21 protein-coding genes are annotated in these 18483 nt (G+C 74.0%); 8 read left to right on the forward strand and 13 right to left on the reverse strand.

The genetic code is table 11. From position 1 onward, the window contains the following. Positions 1-3: 3 nt before the first annotated feature. Both Sfr03f_RS21300 and Sfr03f_RS21305 read right to left on the reverse strand, forming a co-directional pair. On the reverse strand, positions 4-528 hold the full coding sequence (locus Sfr03f_RS21300) for a YcxB family protein (RefSeq protein ID WP_108955595.1): 525 nt from the start codon (positions 526-528) through the stop codon (positions 4-6). 214 nt (positions 529-742) lie between these two features. Continuing rightward, complete coding sequence (locus Sfr03f_RS21305; RefSeq protein WP_245967684.1) at positions 743-1654, reverse strand: aminoglycoside phosphotransferase family protein; 912 nt, start codon at positions 1652-1654, stop codon at positions 743-745. A gap of 259 nt (positions 1655-1913) precedes the next feature. Between Sfr03f_RS21305 and Sfr03f_RS21310 the strand changes: the two genes are divergently transcribed. Continuing rightward, positions 1914-2459 carry a molybdopterin-dependent oxidoreductase gene (locus tag Sfr03f_RS21310; RefSeq protein WP_281262845.1) on the forward strand — a complete coding sequence of 182 codons (546 nt, stop codon included), beginning with the start codon at positions 1914-1916 and terminating at the stop codon, positions 2457-2459. On the opposite strand, the gene Sfr03f_RS31330 is transcribed toward Sfr03f_RS21310, so the two are convergent. Next, complete coding sequence (locus Sfr03f_RS31330) at positions 2440-2859, reverse strand: VOC family protein (protein ID WP_308216776.1); 420 nt, start codon at positions 2857-2859, stop codon at positions 2440-2442. The two genes, Sfr03f_RS21310 and Sfr03f_RS31330, sit on opposite strands and share 20 nt — an antisense overlap. A gap of 322 nt (positions 2860-3181) precedes the next feature. Here Sfr03f_RS31330 and Sfr03f_RS21320 point away from each other — a divergent pair, with 322 nt between their 5' ends. From Sfr03f_RS21320 to Sfr03f_RS21330, 3 genes are read left to right on the forward strand one after another with little or no spacing between them, the layout of a single operon-like run. After that, positions 3182-3646 carry a hypothetical protein gene (locus Sfr03f_RS21320; RefSeq protein ID WP_159105700.1) on the forward strand — a complete coding sequence of 155 codons (465 nt, stop codon included), beginning with the start codon at positions 3182-3184 and terminating at the stop codon, positions 3644-3646. A gap of 26 nt (positions 3647-3672) precedes the next feature. Next, positions 3673-4143 carry a low molecular weight protein-tyrosine-phosphatase gene (locus tag Sfr03f_RS21325; protein WP_108955598.1) on the forward strand — a complete coding sequence of 157 codons (471 nt, stop codon included), beginning with the start codon at positions 3673-3675 and terminating at the stop codon, positions 4141-4143. Next, entirely contained in the window at positions 4140-5015 is an 876-nt protein-coding gene (locus tag Sfr03f_RS21330; protein ID WP_108955599.1) for a fructosamine kinase family protein, read from the forward strand. Before Sfr03f_RS21325 ends, Sfr03f_RS21330 begins: the two co-directional genes overlap by 4 nt. 9 nt (positions 5016-5024) lie before the next feature. On the opposite strand, the gene Sfr03f_RS21335 is transcribed toward Sfr03f_RS21330, so the two are convergent. The 5 genes from Sfr03f_RS21335 to Sfr03f_RS21355 form a co-directional block, all read right to left on the reverse strand. Beyond that, complete coding sequence (locus Sfr03f_RS21335) at positions 5025-6065, reverse strand: DNA polymerase Y family protein (RefSeq protein WP_108955600.1); 1041 nt, start codon at positions 6063-6065, stop codon at positions 5025-5027. A 54-nt stretch (positions 6066-6119) separates the two neighbouring features. Next, the gene (locus Sfr03f_RS21340; protein WP_108955601.1) at positions 6120-6677 is read right to left on the reverse strand and encodes an isochorismatase family protein; all 558 of its coding nucleotides are present in this window, start codon (positions 6675-6677) and stop codon (positions 6120-6122) included. Between the two features lie 134 nt (positions 6678-6811). Beyond that, positions 6812-8008: a fumarylacetoacetase gene (gene fahA, locus Sfr03f_RS21345; protein WP_108955602.1), complete on the reverse strand. Its 1197-nt coding sequence runs from the start codon at positions 8006-8008 to the stop codon at positions 6812-6814. Continuing rightward, positions 8005-8886: a hypothetical protein gene (locus Sfr03f_RS21350; RefSeq protein ID WP_245967686.1), complete on the reverse strand. Its 882-nt coding sequence runs from the start codon at positions 8884-8886 to the stop codon at positions 8005-8007. The genes fahA and Sfr03f_RS21350 overlap by 4 nt, the downstream gene beginning before the upstream one ends. After that, entirely contained in the window at positions 8883-10082 is a 1200-nt protein-coding gene (locus Sfr03f_RS21355; protein ID WP_108955603.1) for a homogentisate 1,2-dioxygenase, read from the reverse strand. Before Sfr03f_RS21355 ends, Sfr03f_RS21350 begins: the two co-directional genes overlap by 4 nt. A gap of 330 nt (positions 10083-10412) precedes the next feature. Between Sfr03f_RS21355 and Sfr03f_RS21360 the strand changes: the two genes are divergently transcribed. After that, on the forward strand, positions 10413-11129 hold the full coding sequence (locus Sfr03f_RS21360; RefSeq protein ID WP_108955604.1) for an IclR family transcriptional regulator: 717 nt from the start codon (positions 10413-10415) through the stop codon (positions 11127-11129). Between the two features lie 156 nt (positions 11130-11285). Here Sfr03f_RS21360 and Sfr03f_RS21365 read toward each other — a convergent pair whose 3' ends face one another. Further along, positions 11286-11933: a CAP domain-containing protein gene (locus Sfr03f_RS21365; protein ID WP_159105701.1), complete on the reverse strand. Its 648-nt coding sequence runs from the start codon at positions 11931-11933 to the stop codon at positions 11286-11288. 236 nt (positions 11934-12169) lie between these two features. On the opposite strand from Sfr03f_RS21365, the gene Sfr03f_RS21370 reads away from it, so the two are divergent. From Sfr03f_RS21370 to Sfr03f_RS21380, 3 genes are read left to right on the forward strand one after another with little or no spacing between them, the layout of a single operon-like run. Beyond that, positions 12170-12634: a phage holin family protein gene (locus Sfr03f_RS21370; RefSeq protein WP_108955606.1), complete on the forward strand. Its 465-nt coding sequence runs from the start codon at positions 12170-12172 to the stop codon at positions 12632-12634. Further along, entirely contained in the window at positions 12631-13563 is a 933-nt protein-coding gene (locus tag Sfr03f_RS21375; RefSeq protein ID WP_108955607.1) for a DUF3618 domain-containing protein, read from the forward strand. The genes Sfr03f_RS21370 and Sfr03f_RS21375 overlap by 4 nt, the downstream gene beginning before the upstream one ends. 24 nt (positions 13564-13587) lie before the next feature. Beyond that, positions 13588-14073: a hypothetical protein gene (locus Sfr03f_RS21380; RefSeq protein ID WP_108955608.1), complete on the forward strand. Its 486-nt coding sequence runs from the start codon at positions 13588-13590 to the stop codon at positions 14071-14073. 43 nt (positions 14074-14116) lie between these two features. Here Sfr03f_RS21380 and ctaD read toward each other — a convergent pair whose 3' ends face one another. The 4 genes from ctaD to Sfr03f_RS21400 all read right to left on the reverse strand — a co-directional run bounded on the left by ctaD (position 14117) and on the right by Sfr03f_RS21400 (position 18479). Beyond that, entirely contained in the window at positions 14117-15799 is a 1683-nt protein-coding gene (ctaD, locus tag Sfr03f_RS21385; protein WP_108955609.1) for an aa3-type cytochrome oxidase subunit I, read from the reverse strand. Positions 15800-15848: 49 nt separating this feature from the next. Further along, a complete protein-coding gene (locus tag Sfr03f_RS21390) occupies positions 15849-16559 on the reverse strand; it encodes a phosphodiesterase (RefSeq protein WP_108955610.1) in 711 nt (236 codons plus the stop codon). A 109-nt stretch (positions 16560-16668) separates the two neighbouring features. Next, positions 16669-17274, reverse strand: a complete 606-nt coding sequence (locus Sfr03f_RS21395) for a hemerythrin domain-containing protein (protein ID WP_108955611.1) — start codon at positions 17272-17274, stop codon at positions 16669-16671. Between the two features lie 5 nt (positions 17275-17279). Continuing rightward, positions 17280-18479, reverse strand: a complete 1200-nt coding sequence (locus tag Sfr03f_RS21400) for a hypothetical protein (RefSeq protein WP_108955612.1) — start codon at positions 18477-18479, stop codon at positions 17280-17282. Positions 18480-18483 lie beyond the last annotated feature (4 nt).

An 18483-nucleotide genomic window follows, 5' to 3' on the forward strand; every position in this document is an offset into this window, starting at 1 on the left:
CGGTCAGTTCGGCCGCTCCGCGGCGGGCCGGTTCTCGAGCAGGGTGCGCAGCCGGTCCCCGGAGCCCTCCTTCGGCAGGACCGCGAGGCAGGACTGCGCCCGGTCGGTGCCGATCAGCAGGAACAGGTGCTCCGTCTCCAGGTGGCGGGCGATCTCCCCCCAGGCGTACCGCCGCTGCTCGCCGCCCTCGGTGACGCGCACGCCGTCGGCGTCGAGGCGGACCCGCTGACCCCCGTGCTCCGCGGCCCTGGCGGCGGCCCGGCCGGCCTGCGCCCTGGGCAGGAAGACCAGGGCGAAGAACAGGTAGGCGACGCCCATCACCAGGGAGAGGACGGTGACCGAACCTCCGCGGACGCCCACCGCCGTCACCGCGACGGTCAGCGCGAGGGTGAGGGCGAGCCGGAGGCGGCCCGCCCGGGTGGAGCGCGCGTGGGCGCGGTGCGCCTCACGGAAGTCGCGGGCGGTCGGGGTGCTCCGGAGGTCGATGCGGTCCGTCCGGGTGTTCTTCTGCCGGCTGTCGGTGGTCACGTGCGTTCGGCTGCCTGTTCTGTCGTGCGGGGAGCGGCGGCGGGGATGCCGCGCCGAGGGACCGGTGGGGGTGAGACATGCCCGCGCGAAGGAACAAAAAGGGGCACTCCCGGTCCAGCCTCTCCTAGTGTGCCCGTGTGAGCGAGTCCAACCCCCCGCCCGTCGCGCCAGGGCCCTCGCGTCGCCCCGGCCGGCTCTCCGTGCGGCGTGAGCGTCAGGCGGCCTCGTCCTCGAGGAGGGCGAGGAGGGTCGTGCGGGCCAGGTCCGACATGACGGGGTTGGTCTCCCGGTAGTACCAGAGGCAGCCGATGGCCTGGGCGAAGGCCCAGCCCTTGCCCCGGTCCCAGGCCGCGTCGTCGGCTCCCAGGGCGACCCGGAAGGCCTCGCGGGCGGTGGGGCCGAGGTGGTTCCACGCGGGCTGGAGGTCGAGGGCCGGGTCGGCGACGCCCGCCTGCCCGACGTCGATCACTCCGGCGAGCCGGTCCCCGTCCACGAGGAGGTTGCCGGGCATGAGGTCGCCGTGCGTCCAGGTGTCGGGCTCGGTGCGCGGCGTGCCCCGCAGACGTTCCCACAGGCGGGCCAGCGCGTCGGTGTCGATCAACTCCCGGCTCCGGTCGAGCCCTTGGGCGACGTAGGGGTCGTGTGCGGCGAGGACGCCCCCGCGGCCGCGGCCGCGGAAGGTCCTGCCCTCGGTGTCCAGGGCGCGGACCTCCAGGACGAATCCGGCCAGGTCCTCGGCGAAAGCGGTGGAGTCCTGGACGCCGGCCGCCGTGGCGGTGGTGCCGGGGATCCAGTGGTAGACGCTCCACGGCAGCGGGTAGTGCGGTCCGGGTGCGCCGAGCGCGGCGAAGCGCGGGGTGGGGACGCGCGTGGCGCCGGCGATCCGCTGTGCGGCGTCGATCTCCCGCCGGATGTCCCGGAGTGCGGCGTCCGCGTCGTCGCCGAGGAGCGGGAGCCGGGCGACCAGGTCGTCGCCGATGCGGAACAGCGCGTTCTCGGTGCCGTCCGAGGGGCAGGCGCGGACCGGGAGTTCCTTCCAACGGGGGAACTGTTCGGCCACCAGGGCCGCCATCTGCTCCTCCGTCACGAGGAGTTGGCCGGGGTGCATGGGTGAGGAAGTCGGCATGGCCGCATTCTGCCCGCGGGGGCGTCCGGCGCACCTGCGGATTTCCGGGGCGGCGGACGGCACAGGGGCCGGGCCTGTGCGGCGGGCGGGGTGACTGAGGCCCCGCCCGCCGCGTTGCCGTGACCATGATCCGGGTTGCCCGGGTCGCGTCCGCCAAACGGACGAGCCCGCGCGGGAGCGACGGGCGGCGGAGCCGTTAGCGGTGCCGCCGCGGGGGTACCGGTGACCGGTTGGCCGGCCGAAGGCGGGAGACAGCCGCATGGACGAGACGGTGGACCCGGATCGCGCTCCGTGGGGCGGGCGGACACCCTACGACCGGCACGGGGTGTGGCCGGAGCGGGTGGACGCGTACCTGGAGGACGGGGTGGACCCCGCCTCGGTGGAACGGTGGGTGCAGACGGCCTCGATCCTCCACTCGGACGGGGACGCCATGGACGTCGCGGTCCGCGACGGCCGCCTCGTCGGAGTGCGCGGCCGGGCCGTGGACCGGGTGAACCGCGGCCGGCTGGGCCCCAAGGACCTCTTCGGCTGGCAGGCCAACGCCTCCGCCGACCGGCTGACCCGGCCGCTGGTGCGCGAGGGCGGGCAACTGGTGGAGTGCGACTGGGACACCGCCCTGGAGCGGGTGGTGCGCCGCTCCCGTGAGCTGCTGGACGAGCGCGGTCCGGGGTCGATCGGCTTCTACACCTCCGGGCAGCTGTTCCTGGAGGAGTACTACACGCTCGCCGTCCTCGCCCGGGCGGGGATCGGGACCAACCGCGTTGTGACCTCGCCGGCCGGCACGCTCACGGCGTCGAGATGTTGACCATCCAGTCGATGCCGAAGGTGTCGGTGCAGGCGCCGAACTCGTCGCCCCAGGGCTGGCGCTCCATGGGGACGGTCACCGTGCCGTCCTTCGACAGATTCTCCCACCAGCCGCGCAGGGTGGCGGCGTCGTCCCCGGTGAGGGCGACGGTCACGGCGCTGCCCCGCCGGTACTGGGCCTCCGGGGGGACGTCGGCGCCCATCAGGGTGGGCCCGGACTCCGACTCCAGGCTGCCGTGCATGATCTTCTCCCCCTGTTCCGGCGGGAGTTCGGCGCCCATGTCGAGGGAGTCGTAGCGCATCAGTTCCAGCTTGCCGCCGAAGACGGTGCGGTAGAACTCCATCGCCTCCCGGGCGTTTCCGTCGAAGTTGAGGTACGGGCTGATGTACGCGTTGCTCACCACGGCCTCCTCGCCCCCCTGCGCGAAACGGACCGGGCCATCGTGCCCCGCGGCACCCGGGAGGACCGGTCCGGCGCGCGGGGCCGTCCCCCGGGGGAACGCTGCCGTCCGCGAGGGCTCCTCACCCCGGGACGTCCCCGGGAACGTCCCCGGGGGCGCCTCGTGGTGCGGAGGCTGCGGAACCGACAGCGTCCGGCCGGGGGCGTCCTGCTCCCGGCGAAGGGGTGCGGTGCCGGAGGCGGTGGTGCGTCCCGGGCCGCGGGCGGCGCGGGAGCGCGGTAGCGTGCGGGAGCCGGACCAGGACGACTCCTTGGAGGGCAGCATGCGTGATCCCGTACCGCACCCCGCCCTTCGGCGGCTGCGGCCGCTGGTCGGCGTCTGGGACATGTACGCGCGGGGCGCGGACGTCGGACCGGTGCGCACCGAGTTCGCCTGGCTGGAGGGCGGCGCCTTCCTGGTGCAGCGCGCGCGTCCGGGTCCGGAGACCGTGCTGCCCGAGGACTGGCGGGGGCGGGCGCCCTTTCCGACGTCCTGCGTGACGGGGTACGACGACACCGCGGACGGGTTCACCGTCCTCTACGCCGACGGGCGGGGCGTGGCCCGGGTCTACCGGGCCGACCTGGTGGACGGGGTGTGGCGGCAGTGGCGGACCGCGCCCGGCTTCCACCAGCGGTTCGCCGCGGTCGTCGGCCCGGAGGGGGCCTCGCTGACCGGCGCGTGGGAGTTCTCCGAGGACGGGGCCGCCTGGCGGCACGACTTCGACGTCACGTTCCGCCGGGTCCGCTGACGGCCCGTCCGCCGTAGGCTGGGCGGGTGCACCTGACGTTCGTCTGCAGCGGAAACATCTGCCGGTCCCCCTCCGCCGCCCTGGTGGTCGCGGAGCACCTGCGCCGGGCGGGGCTGGGCGACCGGGTCCGGGTGACCAGTGCCGGCATCGGCGACTGGCACGTCGGGGAGCCCGTCGACCCGCGTTCCGGCGGCGCGCTCGCCGCCCGCGGTTACCCGACCGGCCACACGGCCGCCCAGGTCGGCCCCGAGCATCTGGACGCCGACCTGTTCCTCGCCATGGACCGCACCCACGAGAAGGCTCTGCGCGGCCTGGCCGGGGATCCCTCGCGGGTACGGCTGCTGCGCTCCTTCGACCCCGCGGCCGTGGCTTCCGGCGACCTGGAGGTCCCGGACCCGTACTACGGAGGGGGCCAGGGGTTCGAGGACGTCCTGGACATGATCGAGGCCAGTGTCCCCGGCCTGCTCGCCTGGGTCCGCGAGCGCCTGGACGGATGACCGCCCCGGACGGGCCCGCGGAAGGGCCCTCAGCGGCCGCGGCGCGCCTGACCGGCCGTCGGGCCGGCGGGGTGCGGCGCGCGGCGGGCGGGCCGGCCGAGGTGGAACTGGACGATGGACGCCGGGTGATGGTCAAGCGCGGCGAGGGAGCCCGGGCGGTGCTCGCCGAGGCCGCCGGTCTGCGCTGGCTCGCCGCGGCGGGGGCGGTCCGGGTGCCGGTGGTGCACGGCTGGGACGACCGGTGGCTGGTCAGCGACCTGGTCCCCGAGGGCCGCCCGGACCCGGCCGCCGCGTCGCGCCTCGGCCGGGCGCTCGCCGCGCTGCACGCGTCGGGCGCGGACGCCTTCGGCGCCGCCCCGCCCGGCGGGCCGGTGGAGGCGTACATCGGGGCGGCGCCGATGCGCAACGTGCCCGGCGAGCGGTGGCCGGCCTGGTACGCGGAGCACCGGGTGCTGCCCTATCTGCGCCGGGCGGTCGACGAGGGCCTGCTCCGGGCGGACGAGGCGGCCGTGGTGGAGCGGGTGTGCGAGCGGCTGCCCGAGCTGTCCGGGCCTCCGGAGCCGCCCGCCCGGCTGCACGGCGACCTGTGGAACGGCAACGTGCTGTGGGGCGCCGACGGGGAGGCCTGGCTGATCGATCCCGCCGCGCACGGCGGGCACCGGGAGACCGACCTCGCCATGCTTCAGCTGTTCGGGTGCCCGCACCTGGACCGGGTGCTGGCCGGCTACGGCGAGGCCGCTCCGCTCGCCGACGGCTGGCGACGGCGGGTGCCGCTGCACCAGTTGTTCCCGCTGCTGGTGCACACGGTGCTCTTCGGCCGCGGTTACGCCGCGCAGGCGGTCACGGCCGCGAGGGCGGCGCTGGCGTCCTGACCGATCCGGTCAGGACGCGCGGCGGTAGACCGCGGCGGGGCCGATGACCGCCGGGCCGAACCGGTCGCGGATGTCGTCCGCGGCTTCCTCCGCCGCCAGCCGGGCCTCCCGCGCCTCGTCCAGGCTGATCTGCCGGGCGACCTGCTCCGCGTCCAGCAGGTCCTCCGCCCTGAGTCCGATCCCCGTCAGCCGCCCCCGCTGCAGCCCCGCCGCGTCCATCAGCTGGTAGGCGAGGGCGCGCAGGTCGTCGTCGTGCCCCGAGGGCTCCGGCAGCCGGCGGGTCTTCTCCCAGGCGCCGCCCGCCGCGAACCGCAGTGTCAGCCGCAGCCCGCGGGCCGCCTGGCCGCGGCGGCGCAGCAGGAGCCCCAGCCGGACCACCAGGTCGAGCAGGGCCGCCCGGACCTCCGCGCCGTCCAGGGTCTGCCGGGGGAAGGAGTGGCTCACCGTCGCCGAGGCCGGCAGTGCACGCGGCACCACGGGCCGGGGGTCGATCCCCCGGGCCCGCTCCGAGGCCGCGCGCCCCGCCGTCCCGCCCAGCAGCCGCTGCACGGTGGCGGGCGGCAGTCCGGCCAGCAGCCCCACCCGGTCCACGCCGTACTCCCGCAGCGCCGACGCCTGACGGCGGCCGACGCCGTGCAGCGCCTCCACCGGCAGGGGCGCCAGCCACTCGGCGACGCCGTCGGCCTCCACGGCCACCACGCCGCCGGTGGCCGCCTCCTCGCGGGCCGCCTGCCCGGAGGCGGTGGCCGCGACCGCGATCGTGGGACCGATGCCGATCCGCAGGTCGACGCCCAGCCGGGATATCGAACGGATGCGCAGCACCTCGCCGAGCCGCCGCACCTCCTCGATCCGGCCGGCGTCCACGCCGTGGCAGCGCAGGGCTCCCCGCAGGTCCACCAGCGCGGCCGAGGGGGGTGACGCCTGCACCACCGGGGACAGGTCTCCCAGCAACTCCAGGACCTGCCGGTAGACCGCCTCGGGCAGCCGCTCGGGGCAGCGCACGTGCATCACGCACCCCGTGCCGGTTCCGGTCCCGCCGCTGCTGGTCATCGTTCCCACCTCCCCCACCACGTTATCGAACTAGAATTCGAACACGCGAATCCTTCACGCCTTCCAGAAGTCGATCTCCTTGCTCTCCACGGTCCCGGCCACGCGCCCCGGCGCCTTCTGGAAGGACCAATAGAGGTTGGTGTGCGCGACGACCTCGGCAGGCGTGGGCGCGCCCCACCGCGTGAGGTCCACGGTGGTGTGGGCGTCGGAGACGAGCATCGCGTCGTAACCCCGGGCCAGGGCGCCGTGCAGGGTGGACCGGACGCACATGTCGGTCTGCGCCCCGGTGACGAAGAGCCGCGCCACTCCGCGTTCCGCCAGCACCGCCTCCAGCCGGGTGGCTTCGAACGCGTCCCCGTACTCCTTCTCCACCACCGGCTCGCCCCCGGCCGGGCGGAGTTCCGGCACGATCTGCCAGCCGTCGCCGCCCGCCGGCATCTCCTCGCTCCGGTGCCGCACCCAGACCACCGGCACCCGCTCGGCGCGGGCCTTCTCCACCAGCGCCCCGATCACCCCCACCACCGCGTCGCGCTCGTACGCCTCCGCGACCACGGCGTTCTGCACGTCGACGACCAGTAACCCGCTCTTCAGGCGGCCTTCGAGAGTGCTCATGAAGGCTCCCCACCTCGATCCCACGTTCCGACTGTGACCGGGACCACGCTACTGGCCGTCGCCGACAACACCCCGCGCCCAGGGCTCAGGGATCGCGGATCAGGGCTCAGGGCTCAGGGCTCAGGGCTCAGGGCTCAGGCGGCGGGCAGGATCCGCCCGGTGACCGGACCGAACCCGATCCGCGCCCCGCCCGCGCCCGGCGCGGTGGCGGTGATGGTGACCTCGTCGCCGTCCTCCAGGAAGGTCCGCACCGTGCCGTCGGGCAGTTCGACGGGCTCCGCCCCGCCCCAGCTCAGCTCCATCAGCGAGCCCCGCTGGTCCTCGCCGGGGCCGGAGACCGTCCCCGAGGCGTAGAAGTCGCCGGTCCGCAGGGAGGCTCCGTTGACCGTCATGTGGGCCAGCATCTGGGCGGGCGTCCAGTACATGGCCGCGAACGGCAGGGTGGCGACCAGGTGTCCGTTGAGCCGGACCTCCAGGGTCAGGTCGAGCCCCCAGTCCTCCTTCTCCACCAGGTAGGGGCGCAGCTCGTGCTCCCGGGCCGGCGGGGCGACCCTGGCCTCCTCCAGCGCCTCCAGCGGGACCACCCAGTGGCCGACGGAGGTCGCGAACGACTTGCCCAGGAAGGGGCCGAGCGGCACGTACTCCCAGTTCTGGATGTCCCGCGCCGACCAGTCGTTGACCAGCGTGACCCCGAAGACGTGCTCGCGGAAGTCGTCCACCGGCACGGGGGTGCCGAGCGCGGACGGCGTGCCGACGACGAAGCCGACCTCCGCCTCGATGTCCAGCCGGACCGACGGGCCGAAGCCCGGGAGCGCCCCCTCGCCGGAGGGCCGCTGCTGGCCGCTGGGGCGCACCACGGGCGTGCCGGAGGGCACCAGGGTCCCGGCACGGCCGTGGTAGCCGATCGGCAGGTGCTTCCACTGCGGGGTGAGCGGGTCCGAGCCGGGGCGGAACATCCGGCCGATGTTGGCGGCGTGGTGCTCGGAGGCGTAGAAGTCGACGTAGTCGGCCGGTTCGAACGGCATGCCCAGCTCGACGGCGTCCAGCCGGTGCAGGTGGGGTTCCACGTCGGGCCGGTGCGCCTCGTCGGTCAGCAGGCGGACGACCGCGGCGCGCACCTCCTGCCAGCGGGCGCGGCCCTGGGCCATGAAGGGGTTGAGCGAGCCGTGCGCGAAGGTGTCGTCGGCGAGGACGGCGGCCAGGTCGAGGACGTGTGCGCCGATCGCGACGCCGACCCGCGCCCCGCCCCCGGCGGGGGTGAAGACGCCGTAGGGGAGGTTCTCCAGCGGGAAGGGGGAGCCGACGGGCACGGTGACCCAGGTGTGGTTCATGCGGGGTCCTTCGGGGTGTCGGGCGCGCCGAGCAGCAGGCGCGCCTGGTGGAGGGGGGCGGCGGTGGAGCAGGAGCCGTAGGAGACCAGCACCCGGCGGACGGCCGCGGCCTCCTCGGCGCCGGTCGCGGCGGCCGCCCGGGCCAGTTGGGCGGGATCGCGGATCTCCAGGGTCCGGCGCACGGCCGCCTGATCGCCGCCGCTCACCGCGGTCGCGGTGGCGAGCAGGAGGTTGAGGTAGCCGTGGTGGGTGAAGCCCGTCTCCGGCGAGGTGTGGCGGACGGCCTCGTGGAGACCGGCCGTGGCCTTGAAGGGCGTTCCCGTCCGCACGCAGGCGTGCAGGAAGGCGGCGACCTGGGTGGTGTCCGGGAACAGTTCGGCGCGCACGCCGCCGCAGCGGAGCTTGGCGCCCAGCGGCCGGACGCCGGAGCGGGCGGCCAGTTCGGCGAGCAGCGGGTGGGGGCGCGCCTGCGCGGACGGCTCCACGTAGAGGGGGACCTCGGCGGGGACGACGTCGACGGCGGCGAGCAGGGCGTCGAGCGCGGCCGCCTCGCCCTCGCCGTACGCGGCGAGCGGCGCCTCGACCAGGGCGATCCTCAGCCTGGGGTCGGCCAGGGCCCGGCGGCAGGCCCCGGTCAGGTCCTCGGCGTCCAGGTCGGCGATCAGGCCGAGCGTGAACACCTCGTCGTCGCGCAGGAGTCCGGCCAGTTCGTCCACCCGGGAGGCGGGGACCAGGAAGCGGTGCGTGTGCATCGTCTCCCCGGCCGCGAGGTCCGCACGGTGGCGGGCGACGGCCCGCTCCATGGGCAGGGCGGTCGGGGGGAAGAGACCGGCGTCGTCGACGAGGGCGCGCAGCAGTGCGGCGGTACCGGTGCTCACGCGCGCCGCCCTCCGGACCAGCTCCAGGCGTAGACGCCGTCGTCGCAGGCCTGGCCACCCTCGCCGAGCTCCAGCGGGCGGAAGGTGTCGACCATGACGGCGAGTTCGTCGAAGAACTCGGCGCCGATGGACCGCTCGTAGGCGCCGGGCTGCGGTCCGTGGGTGTGGCCGCCGGGATGGAGGGAGACCGATCCCTGGCCGATGCCGGAGCCCTTGCGCGCCTCGTAGTCGCCGCCGCAGTAGAACATGACCTCGTCGGAGTCGACGTTGGAGTGGTAGTAGGGCACCGGGATCGACAGCGGGTGGTAGTCCACCTTGCGCGGCACGAAGTTGCAGATGACGAAGTTGTCGCCCTCGAAGACCTGGTGGACCGGCGGCGGCTGGTGGACCCGGCCCGTGATCGGCTCGTAGTCCTCGATGTTGAAGGTGTACGGGTACAGGCAGCCGTCCCAGCCGATCACGTCGAAGGGGTGGCGCGCCTGCAGGAAGCGGGTGCCGACGATTCCGCCGCCCGCGCCGCGGTGCTTGACCAGCACCTCGACGTCCGTGCCCTCCTCGAGCAGCAGCTCGGTGGGGCCGTGCAGGTCCCGCTCGCAGTAGGGGGCGTGCTCCAGGAGCTGGCCGTAGCGGGACAGGTAGCGCTTCGGCGGGGCGATGTGGCTGTTGGCCTCCACGCAGTAGGCGCGCAGCGGGCCGTCGCCCCCGGGGATCCAGCGGTGCGTGGTGGCGCGCGGGATCAGCACGTAGTCGCCGGCCCGGGCGGTCAGCGTCCCGAAGACGGTCTCCACGCGGGCCGAGCCGGACTCCACGTACACGCACTCGTCCCCGACGCCGTTGCGGTACAGCGGGGACGCGGTGCCGGCCACCACGTAGGAGATGCGCACGTCGGCGTTGCCGAGGACCAGGCGGCGTCCGGTGACGACGTCGGCGTCCTGCCACGCGTCGTCCTTGAACAGTTCGTGCAGCTTCAGGTGGCGCGGGCGCATCGGGTGGTTGGGCACCGTGCGGGTGTCCGGCAGCTCCCAGATCTCGGATCCGGTGATCGCGGACGGGATGTGGCGGTGGTAGAGCAGCGAGGAGTCGGAGGAGAAGCCCTCCTCCCCCATCAGCTCCTCGTAGGCGAGCGCCTCGCCGTCGTACCGGAACTGGGTGTGCCGCTTGGGCGGCACGACGCCCAGGGAGCGGTAGTGGGCCATGTCCGGCCTCCTTCGGTCGGTTCTGGGTGGGCGGTCATCGGCGCGTGGCGCCCAGGGCGTCGTGCGGCGCGGCCGGGTGCGCGCGCATCCCCGTGACGCGGGGGCAGACACGCCGCTCCTGGCATGTCACACTCCTCTCGTCGCAGATAGCGAGACACCCTGTCGCGAATACCGCGACAACACCTTGCAACATCTCCGCACCGGGCGCCTCCGGTCAAGATGTGTGCGGCAGATTTCCGCCACCGGACGGCACCCGGCGCCACCGGAGGCCGCCGGAAGCCGGTGCCTGGACGGCATCGCGGGACGACGCGGCCGGACGAAGGGAGAGGCATGGCCACCGACGGCTCACAGACACTCGAACGCGGACTGACCGCGCTCCGCCTGATCGCCGGCCGGCCGGAAGGGCTGACGGCGGGCGAGGTGGCGTCCGAGCTGGGGGTGCACCGCTCGATCGCCTACCGGCTGCTGGCCGCGCTGGTGCGCCAGGGCTTCGCCCACAGGGACGGGACCGGCCGGCACCGTCCGGGCGTCGCCTTCTACACGCTGGCGGAACTGGCCCGGCCCCCGCTGCTCGACGCGGCGCGCCCGGTGCTGCACGACTTGGCGGCGCACCTCGGGGTCACGGCCTGCCTGGTGGTGGCCGAGGCGGGCCAGGCGGTGGCCGTTGCCGTGGTGGAGCCGCCCGGGGCCGGCCCTCGCCTGTCGTACCGGGTCGGCAGCAGGGACCCGCTGGAACGCGGGGCGGGCGGACTGGCCCTGCTGGCCGCACGGCCGCCCGCCGAGGGCGAACCGGGCCGGGTCGCGGAGGTCCGCTCCCGCGGGTACGCGGCCACCGGCGAGGAGCTGATCCCCGGCGTCTTCGGCGTCGCCGCCCCGGTGGGCCGGGCGGTCGGCGAGGAGCCCGCCGCCGTCACGGTGCTGACCCACCGCAAGGAGCTCGCCGACGGGGCCGTCGGCGCCGTCCTCGAGGCCGCCGCGCGCCTGGCCGGCACCCGTGCGACGCCGCCCGTCACGGATGCGGGCACCGCGGGCCCCGGGCGGGAGTGATCGATCACCTGGGCCGGCGCCGTGAGCGCCCCCGCCGCGCACCCGCCCGGCGAGGAGTCCGGCCCCCGGCCGTGGCCGGCCGCCGGGGCGCCGCCGGCGCGGGGCGGGACCCGGCCGTGACCCGGCGGCGGCCGGTGAAGGACGGGGGCCGTCGCCTCACCCGCGGCGTCCGGAGGCCATCACCAGCGTCCACCAGGGTCCGCCGCGCCCCCGTACCACGCCGACACCGGCGTGGGTGTACCGGCAGTTGAGGATGACGGCCCGGTGCGGGGCGCTGCGCATCCACGACCTCACCGCCTGACGCGGCCCGGCCGGGCCGGCGACGACATTCTCGCCCACCGGCCCCGGGCGGTACCCGGTGGCCTGGACCCGCCCCCAGGGGGAGCTGCCGTCGCGACCCCGGTGGCTCAGCCGGCCGATGCGGGACAGGTAGGCACTGTGACCCCGGGCCGCCCGGTGCAGGGCCCGGCGGCCCGCGACGGGCGGGCACCCGGCCCGGGCGCGGTGCCGGTTGACGGCGGACAGGACGCGCGAGCGCGCCGACGCCCTTCCCGGCGACTGCGGGTGCGGACGCCAGGGAGCGATGCCCTCGCCGGGCCGGCGCGGGCGTCCGTGTTCGCCCCCGAGGAGCCAGGGGACCGGCTGGTGAGGGGTCCAGAACTGCTCATGACGGGGAGGGGGAGGCTCCGCCACGGGCTGCCCCGCCCAGGACGGCGTCGCCATGAGGGCCGCCATCGCCAGGGCGATCCGCACCGTCGCTCCCGCTCTGCGCAGCCCGACCATTTCATCCCCTTTCGCAAGCATTGTTCCTCTCGCGCATTTTGGCACGCGGCGCCCGACGTGATCCGCATCGGCCCGCACCCGTTTCGCGTGCGTACACGTGGCCGTCGAGGACGGAGATTCTCGGCGTTTCGGGCAAGAGGTACAAACAGTATGTATACGAACGAATGCGTACGGACATGTGTGCGACCCGGGCATGACGCGGGTACTCGGGGCGTCGACCACGGGTCCGCCCGGAACCGTCGGGAGGAGAAGCGACCATGACCACACTCGACTTCCACCGCCATCGCTCCAACGGGCACCGCACCGATACCCACGGCTCGCCGGCCGGCACCGCCGACGCGCACGCGTCGGTGGGACAGCTGGTGCAGCAGGCCTCACGACAGCTCACCGACCTGGTGCGGGCCGAAATGCGGCTGGCGCAGACCGAGATGACCCAGAAGGGCAAGCGGTTCGGCACCGGCGGAGGCATGCTCGCGGCGGCAGGGATATTCGGGTTCCTGGCACTGGCCACGCTGGTGACGGCCGCCATCGCCGCGATCGCCATGGAGCTCCCGCTCTGGGCGTCGGCACTGATCATCGCGGGCGCGCTGCTGCTGGTCACCGCGGTGATGGCACTGGTGGGCAGGACGATGATCCGCAAGGCGACCCCGGCGGCACCACGCCGGACGATGGCGAGCATGCGCACCGACGTGGCCGAGATCAAGGAGAGGACCCGGCGATGAGCAATACGCACACCCATCACCACACCCACGCGGGGCCTCATGGCCCGCACTGCGAGGACGAACTCCGCCGGGACGTCGAGGTGAAGCGGGAGGAGCTCGGCCACACGGTCGAGGAACTGGCCTCCCGCGCCGATGTGAAGGCTCGCGCCCGGTCGAAGCTGCGGGAGACGAAGGAGCAGGCCGAGGCCCGGCGGGCCGACCTGAAGAACCGTGCCGCCCAGGCGAAGCACCGGGTGACGAGCGGATCCGCCTCCGAGGAGGAGCCGACCGCGCACCGGCCCGTGATGCCCCCGGCCCCGGGAACCTCCGGCATGACGGACACGGGCGCCTACCGTGTGGACCAGAAGGAGGAGGGCTCCGGCAGCCGCATGCCGTGGATCGCCGCGGGTGGTGCTGCGGCGCTGGCCGCCTGCGCGGCCGGCGTGATGCTCCGCAAGGGCGGTCACTCCTCCATGGGCGGGCGCCACATGAGCCGTCCCACCATGGGCGGCCACACCATGGGCCGTCACGCCATGGGCAGCCACACCATGGGTTCGCTCGGCATGAGGTCGATGGCCTCCATGGGCGCCTTGAAGGGCGGCGGGGAGTTGCTGAAGGGCCGCTCGACGCCGGCCGGCCGGATGCACCGTCCCGGCGGCCACGGCGGCGTGACCGGCGGATCGGCGATGCGCGGCATGGCCCTGAAGAAGGGGGCCGCCATGGCCGGCGGCGCGCCGGCGATGGGCGCGAAGGTCGCCCGTCAGGGAATGCTCAAGGCGAGCACGCTCAAGCAGGTCGGGTCCTCCCGGAGCGGCGGGCACGTCACCGCGGGCGGACTCACGCACGCCCTGGCCCACGCGGTGACCCCCGACCAGGGCATGGGCCACCGGCTGGAGCACGCCATGGGGCGTGGCCATCACCATCACGGGCCCACGGGCCTGTGGCACTGACACCGCGTCCGGAAGGAGGCGACCATGACGGTCCGGCCCACGACATCCGCCCTGCTGGCGGCGGCCGTCGGCGCGGCGCTGGGGGCGCGCAGGTCCGCGGCGCGGCGGGCCGCCCGGTACGAGGCGAGCGCCGCCCGCGCACCGTGGCGTCGCAGTGCTCCCGACGGCCCCGTGGGCCGTACGACCGGCCGGTCCACGATGGCGGCACACCCCGGGAACGATCCCCGGGCCGGTACCGGGCCGGACGACCGGACCCACGATCGGACCGACGACCGGACCGCCGACCGGGCTGATCTCCGTGACGACGACCGTACCGGTCCCGAGGCCCGTCCCCCGGCGGCTCCACCGGCCGTCCCCCCGGCCGCTCCCCTCGGCTCCCCGCCCGCCCCGCCCGCCCCCGTCGGCACGGCGGCGCCCGACGCCCGGCCGGAGGCGCAGACGATGGAGGAGGTGGGCCGGGACCTGCGGCGTTACTGGGACCGGATCCGGCCCCTGTATCCGGGCGAGTGACCCTCGCGGGGGTCACCCGGACTCCGTGACGGCCGTGAAGGGGTCATCGGACCCCTTCACGGTCGTCACCGCTGTGGTCGACGACGTCCCGCCTGCCCTCGTTCTCCCGGTCCGCGACGGCGGCGTGCCGCGGATGGTGGACGTCGAAGGCCGGGGAGTCGGACCGCACCGCGGGCAGGGCCGTGAAGTTGTGGCGCGGAGGCGGGCAGGAGGTGGCCCACTCCAGCGACCGCCCGTACCCCCAGGGATCGTCGACCTCGATCTTCGGGGCGTGCTTCCGGGTCTTCCAGACGTTGTAGAGGAACACCAGGGTCGACGCGCCCAGCAGGAACGAGCCCACACTGGACACCGTGTTGAGCGCGGTGAACCCGTCGGCCGTGAGGTAGTCGGCGTAGCGGCGGGGCATGCCCTCGGCGCCCAGCCAGTGCTGCACCAGGAAGGTGGTGTGGAAGCCGACGAAGAGCGTCCAGAAGTGGATCCTGCCCAGCCGCTCGTCGAGCATCTTGCCGGTGAACTTGGGCCACCAGAAGTGGAAGCCGCCGAACATGGCGAAGACAATGGTGCCGAAGAGCACGTAGTGGAAGTGGGCCACCACGAAGTAGCTGTCCGTCACGTGCCAGTCCAGGACCGGGGAGCCGAGCACCACGCCGGTGAGGCCCCCGAAGAGGAAGGTGACCAGGAAGCCGGTGGCCCACAGCATCGGCGTCTCGAAGGAGAGCGACCCCTTCCACATGGTGCCGATCCAGTTGAAGAACTTCACCCCCGTCGGGACCGCGATCAGGAAGGTCAGGAAGGAGAAGAACGGCAGCAGCACGGCGCCGGTCGCGAACATGTGGTGGGCCCACACCGTGGCGGAGAGGGCCGTGATGGTGATGGTGGCGCCGACCAGACCCATGTAGCCGAAGACCGGCTTGCGGCTGAACACCGGGATGATCTCTGTGACCACGCCGAAGAACGGCAGCGCCAGGATGTAGACCTCGGGGTGGCCGAAGAACCAGAACAGGTGCTGCCACAGCAGCGCCCCGCCGTTCTCGGGGGCGAAGACCCGGGAGCCGAACTGCCGGTCGGCCTCCAGCACGAAGAGCGCCGCCGCGAGCACCGGGAAGGCGAGCAGGACGAGCACCGAGGTGAGCAGCACGTTCCAGGTGAACAGCGGCATCCGGAACATGGTCATGCCGGGGGCGCGCATGCAGATGATCGTGGTGATGAAGTTGACGGCGCCGAGGATGGTGCCGAACCCGGAGAGCGCCAGCCCCATGATCCACAGGTCGGCGCCGAGCGCGGGGGTGCGCGCGCCCGAACTGAGCGGCGTGTAGGCGGTCCATCCGAAGTCGGGCGCGCCCTGGGGGGTGAGGAAGCCACTGATCGCGATGAGCCCGCCGAACAGGAACAGCCAGTAGGAGAACATGTTCAGCCGCGGGAGGGCCACGTCGGGCGAACCGATCTGCAGCGGCATGACGGCGTTGGCGAACCCGGCGAAGGTGGGCGTCGCGAAGAGCAGCAGCATCACCGCCCCGTGCATGGTGAACGCCTGGTTGTACTGCTCGTTGGAGATGAACTGGATGCCGGGCCGGGCGAGTTCGGCGCGCATGATCATGGCCAGCACGCCGGCCAGCAGGAAGAAGCCGAACGACGTGACCAGGTAGAGGTGCCCGATCTTCTTGTGGTCCGTGGTGGAGGCCCAGGCGATGACCGCGGCGCCCCTGGTGCGTTTCCTCCTGGGCACAGGGGCGACCGGCTCCGTCCCGGCCGTCGGCGCCCTCCGCGCCTCGGCCTCAGTCACGGCTGCGCCGCCCGGCGCGGGAACCGGCGTACGCGGCGACCCGCGCCGCGCGCAGCGTGCGGGAGGGGCTCAGCCCGGGGAGGCAGTGGGCGTACGGCTCGAACGAGGCGGTGTGCTCGGCCGGTTCGGGGCCGGCGGGTCCGAGGGTGAGAGTGGCGAACATCCGCCGGGGCTCGCCCGCGGCCTCGGTGCAGAGCCGGAAGCGGACGTCACCCCGGTCGAGCGCCTGCCGCAGCCCGGCCAGGGTGACGGGTGCCCGGACCCGTCCGGTGGCGGGCGTCACGGGATGCGCGGTGAGCAGGCGCTGCCGGTCGCCCACCTGGTAGGCGGTGAGGGTGGAGTACGGACCGCTCAGCGCGTCCGTGCGCGGGAGCGGCACGCGGCGGCCGAGCCGGCCGGGGCCGCAGGAGGTGAACAGCAGGTCGAGGGTGGCGCCCGCGCCGTCGGCGTCGTCCACCCGCAGGGCCAGACCGACGCCGTCGGGCAGGCCGCCGGGCAGGCCGGCCGCCCGTGACCACCGCGCGGTGACGGGGTGGGCGCCGGGCCTGTCCAGCCATTCCACCCCCCAGCCGCCGGACGGGTCGCCGGGGATCTCGAGCGTCCCGGTGGTCGTCACGCCCGCCGGGTGCAGCGCGGGCGCGGCGCGCACCCGTGCCACCTGCCGGGCGACGGCGTACAGCGTCCTGCCGAGCGGGCCTGTCATCCCGCACCCCTCTCCCGGCCGGTCGACGGCCGGTCTCCGTACCCCCGGGCCCCTCCCGGAGACGACAGCGCGGCGGCGGGTCCGGTGGCCCCGCCGCCGCGTGGACGGTTCAACTGCCGCCCATGGCCTTGCGCACCGCGTCCCGGGTGCGGTCCATCAGCGCGGCCAGCGGCCCGGCCGCCAGGTTGGCGGCGCCGGACTCCACCCCGGGGTGGGGGTGGGTGGGCGCGGTGGCCTCGGCCGCCTTGACCGCCTTGGCCATGGCGGCGAGCCCGGCCGGGTCGGCGGTGCGCAGGATGTGGGTGAACTCGTAGCGCTCCTCGGCGCGCGCGTGCTTCTGCACGTCCGTGCGCAGGAGGAGCAGCTTGGGCAGGAAGCCCGGGTCCTCCGGGTCCATGCCGTCCAGCTCGGCCAGCGTCTCCTTGGCCAGCCGCTCCTCCTCGAGCCGCTCGGCCACCACCTGTTCCCCGCCGGTGACGTTGCGCCGGGCGAAGGGGTGCACGACCTCCTCCTCGGCGGTCTCGTGGACCGCCAGCAGGCGGACCAGCCGGCGGAAGGCGTCGCGCCGGGCGTCGCCCGAGGTCGTCTCCACCTCGTCGAAGAGGTTGCGGATGTCGCCGTGCTGGCGCATCAGCAGGTCGACCACGTTGTCGTCGGCGGCCGCGTCGTCGCCTGCGTGCGGGGTGCGGGTGCCTCCCGCCCCGGTGTCGCTCATCCTCGTCACCCCTGCCGCATCGCCGGGTCGGGGTGCTCGCCCTCGGTCTCGAGGCGGTACTCGCGGCCGAACATCTCGCGGTGCTCGTCGATGACCTGCTCGCTCGGCGGCGCCTCGCCGCCGTGGATGGCCTCCTGCAGCTTCTCGAACCGCTCGTGGGCGTCGCGCACGTAGCCGGCGCCCAGCGTGGTCAGGTCCATCTGGGTGGCCAGCAGCTCGCGCAGGTACGCCTTGTTGGGCTCGAAGGTCATCACGGGCGGCAGTTCGGGGGCGAGGACCTCCTCCGGCTCCCGGCCGTCGTGGCGCCGCATCAGGTCGCAGGCGACGTGCAGGTGCTCCAGCTCCATGTTGAGGTGGAGCTCCCAGACGGCCTTCACCTTCGGGTCGGACTCCTGCTCCATGAAGGAGTGGTACAGGTAGCACTCGTTGTACTCGTGGTTGACGAGCTGCTCCCACCACGTCTCCCCCGGGTCGACGAGCGACTCGTAGTGGGTGACGTGCTCCTCCTCGATGAGCCCGATCTCCTGGTAGAGCCGGCGGGCGATGGGCTCCATGTAGGTGGGGCCGACGTTCATGTAGAAGTTCATCGTCTGCTGCTCCGTCGACATGATCGTCAACGCGTGCAGCTTGGAGAGCGGGTCGGTCCGCGTACGGTCGTACGGGTCGCGGACGTTGTCGACGGGGTCGCGGTGGTGGTACTTGGTCGGCCGGCCCGGCATGACCTCGGTGAGCTGGTCGACGATCGCCTCGGCCTTGCGGTGCTCGATCATCTCGTACAGGTTCGCGTACCGGTAGAGGTGGTCGAAGTCCTCGAGCACGCCGAACTGGTAGGCCTGCTGGAGGTAGGGGTCGGGCTCCATCCGGGCCACCCAGGCGGTCAGGTCGACGGCCACCTGCTCGTAGGCGATGGTCGTCTCCAGCACCGAGGCGACCCCGGGGAGCAGCCAGTTGACCACCTTCTGCTGCTGGGCCTCGATGTACCGGGTCCGGGCGAGCTGTCGCTTCACCTCGGGGTCGGGACAGTGCCGGGCGAGCTGGTGGCTGAAGAGGATCGCCTCCACCTCGATGCCGTTCATCGTGATGACCCGGCAGCGGGTGTAGGGGTCGCCGTGGTCGGGGTCGACGGGTTCGACGTCCAGTTCGCGCCAGTTGCGCAGTTGCCGGTCCAACGGGATGCCCCGTTGCTCGAGCGGATTGAAGGACACGCGT

The organism is Streptomyces fragilis, assembly GCF_003112515.1.
Taxonomy (GTDB): Bacteria; Actinomycetota; Actinomycetes; order Streptomycetales; family Streptomycetaceae; genus Streptomyces; species Streptomyces fragilis.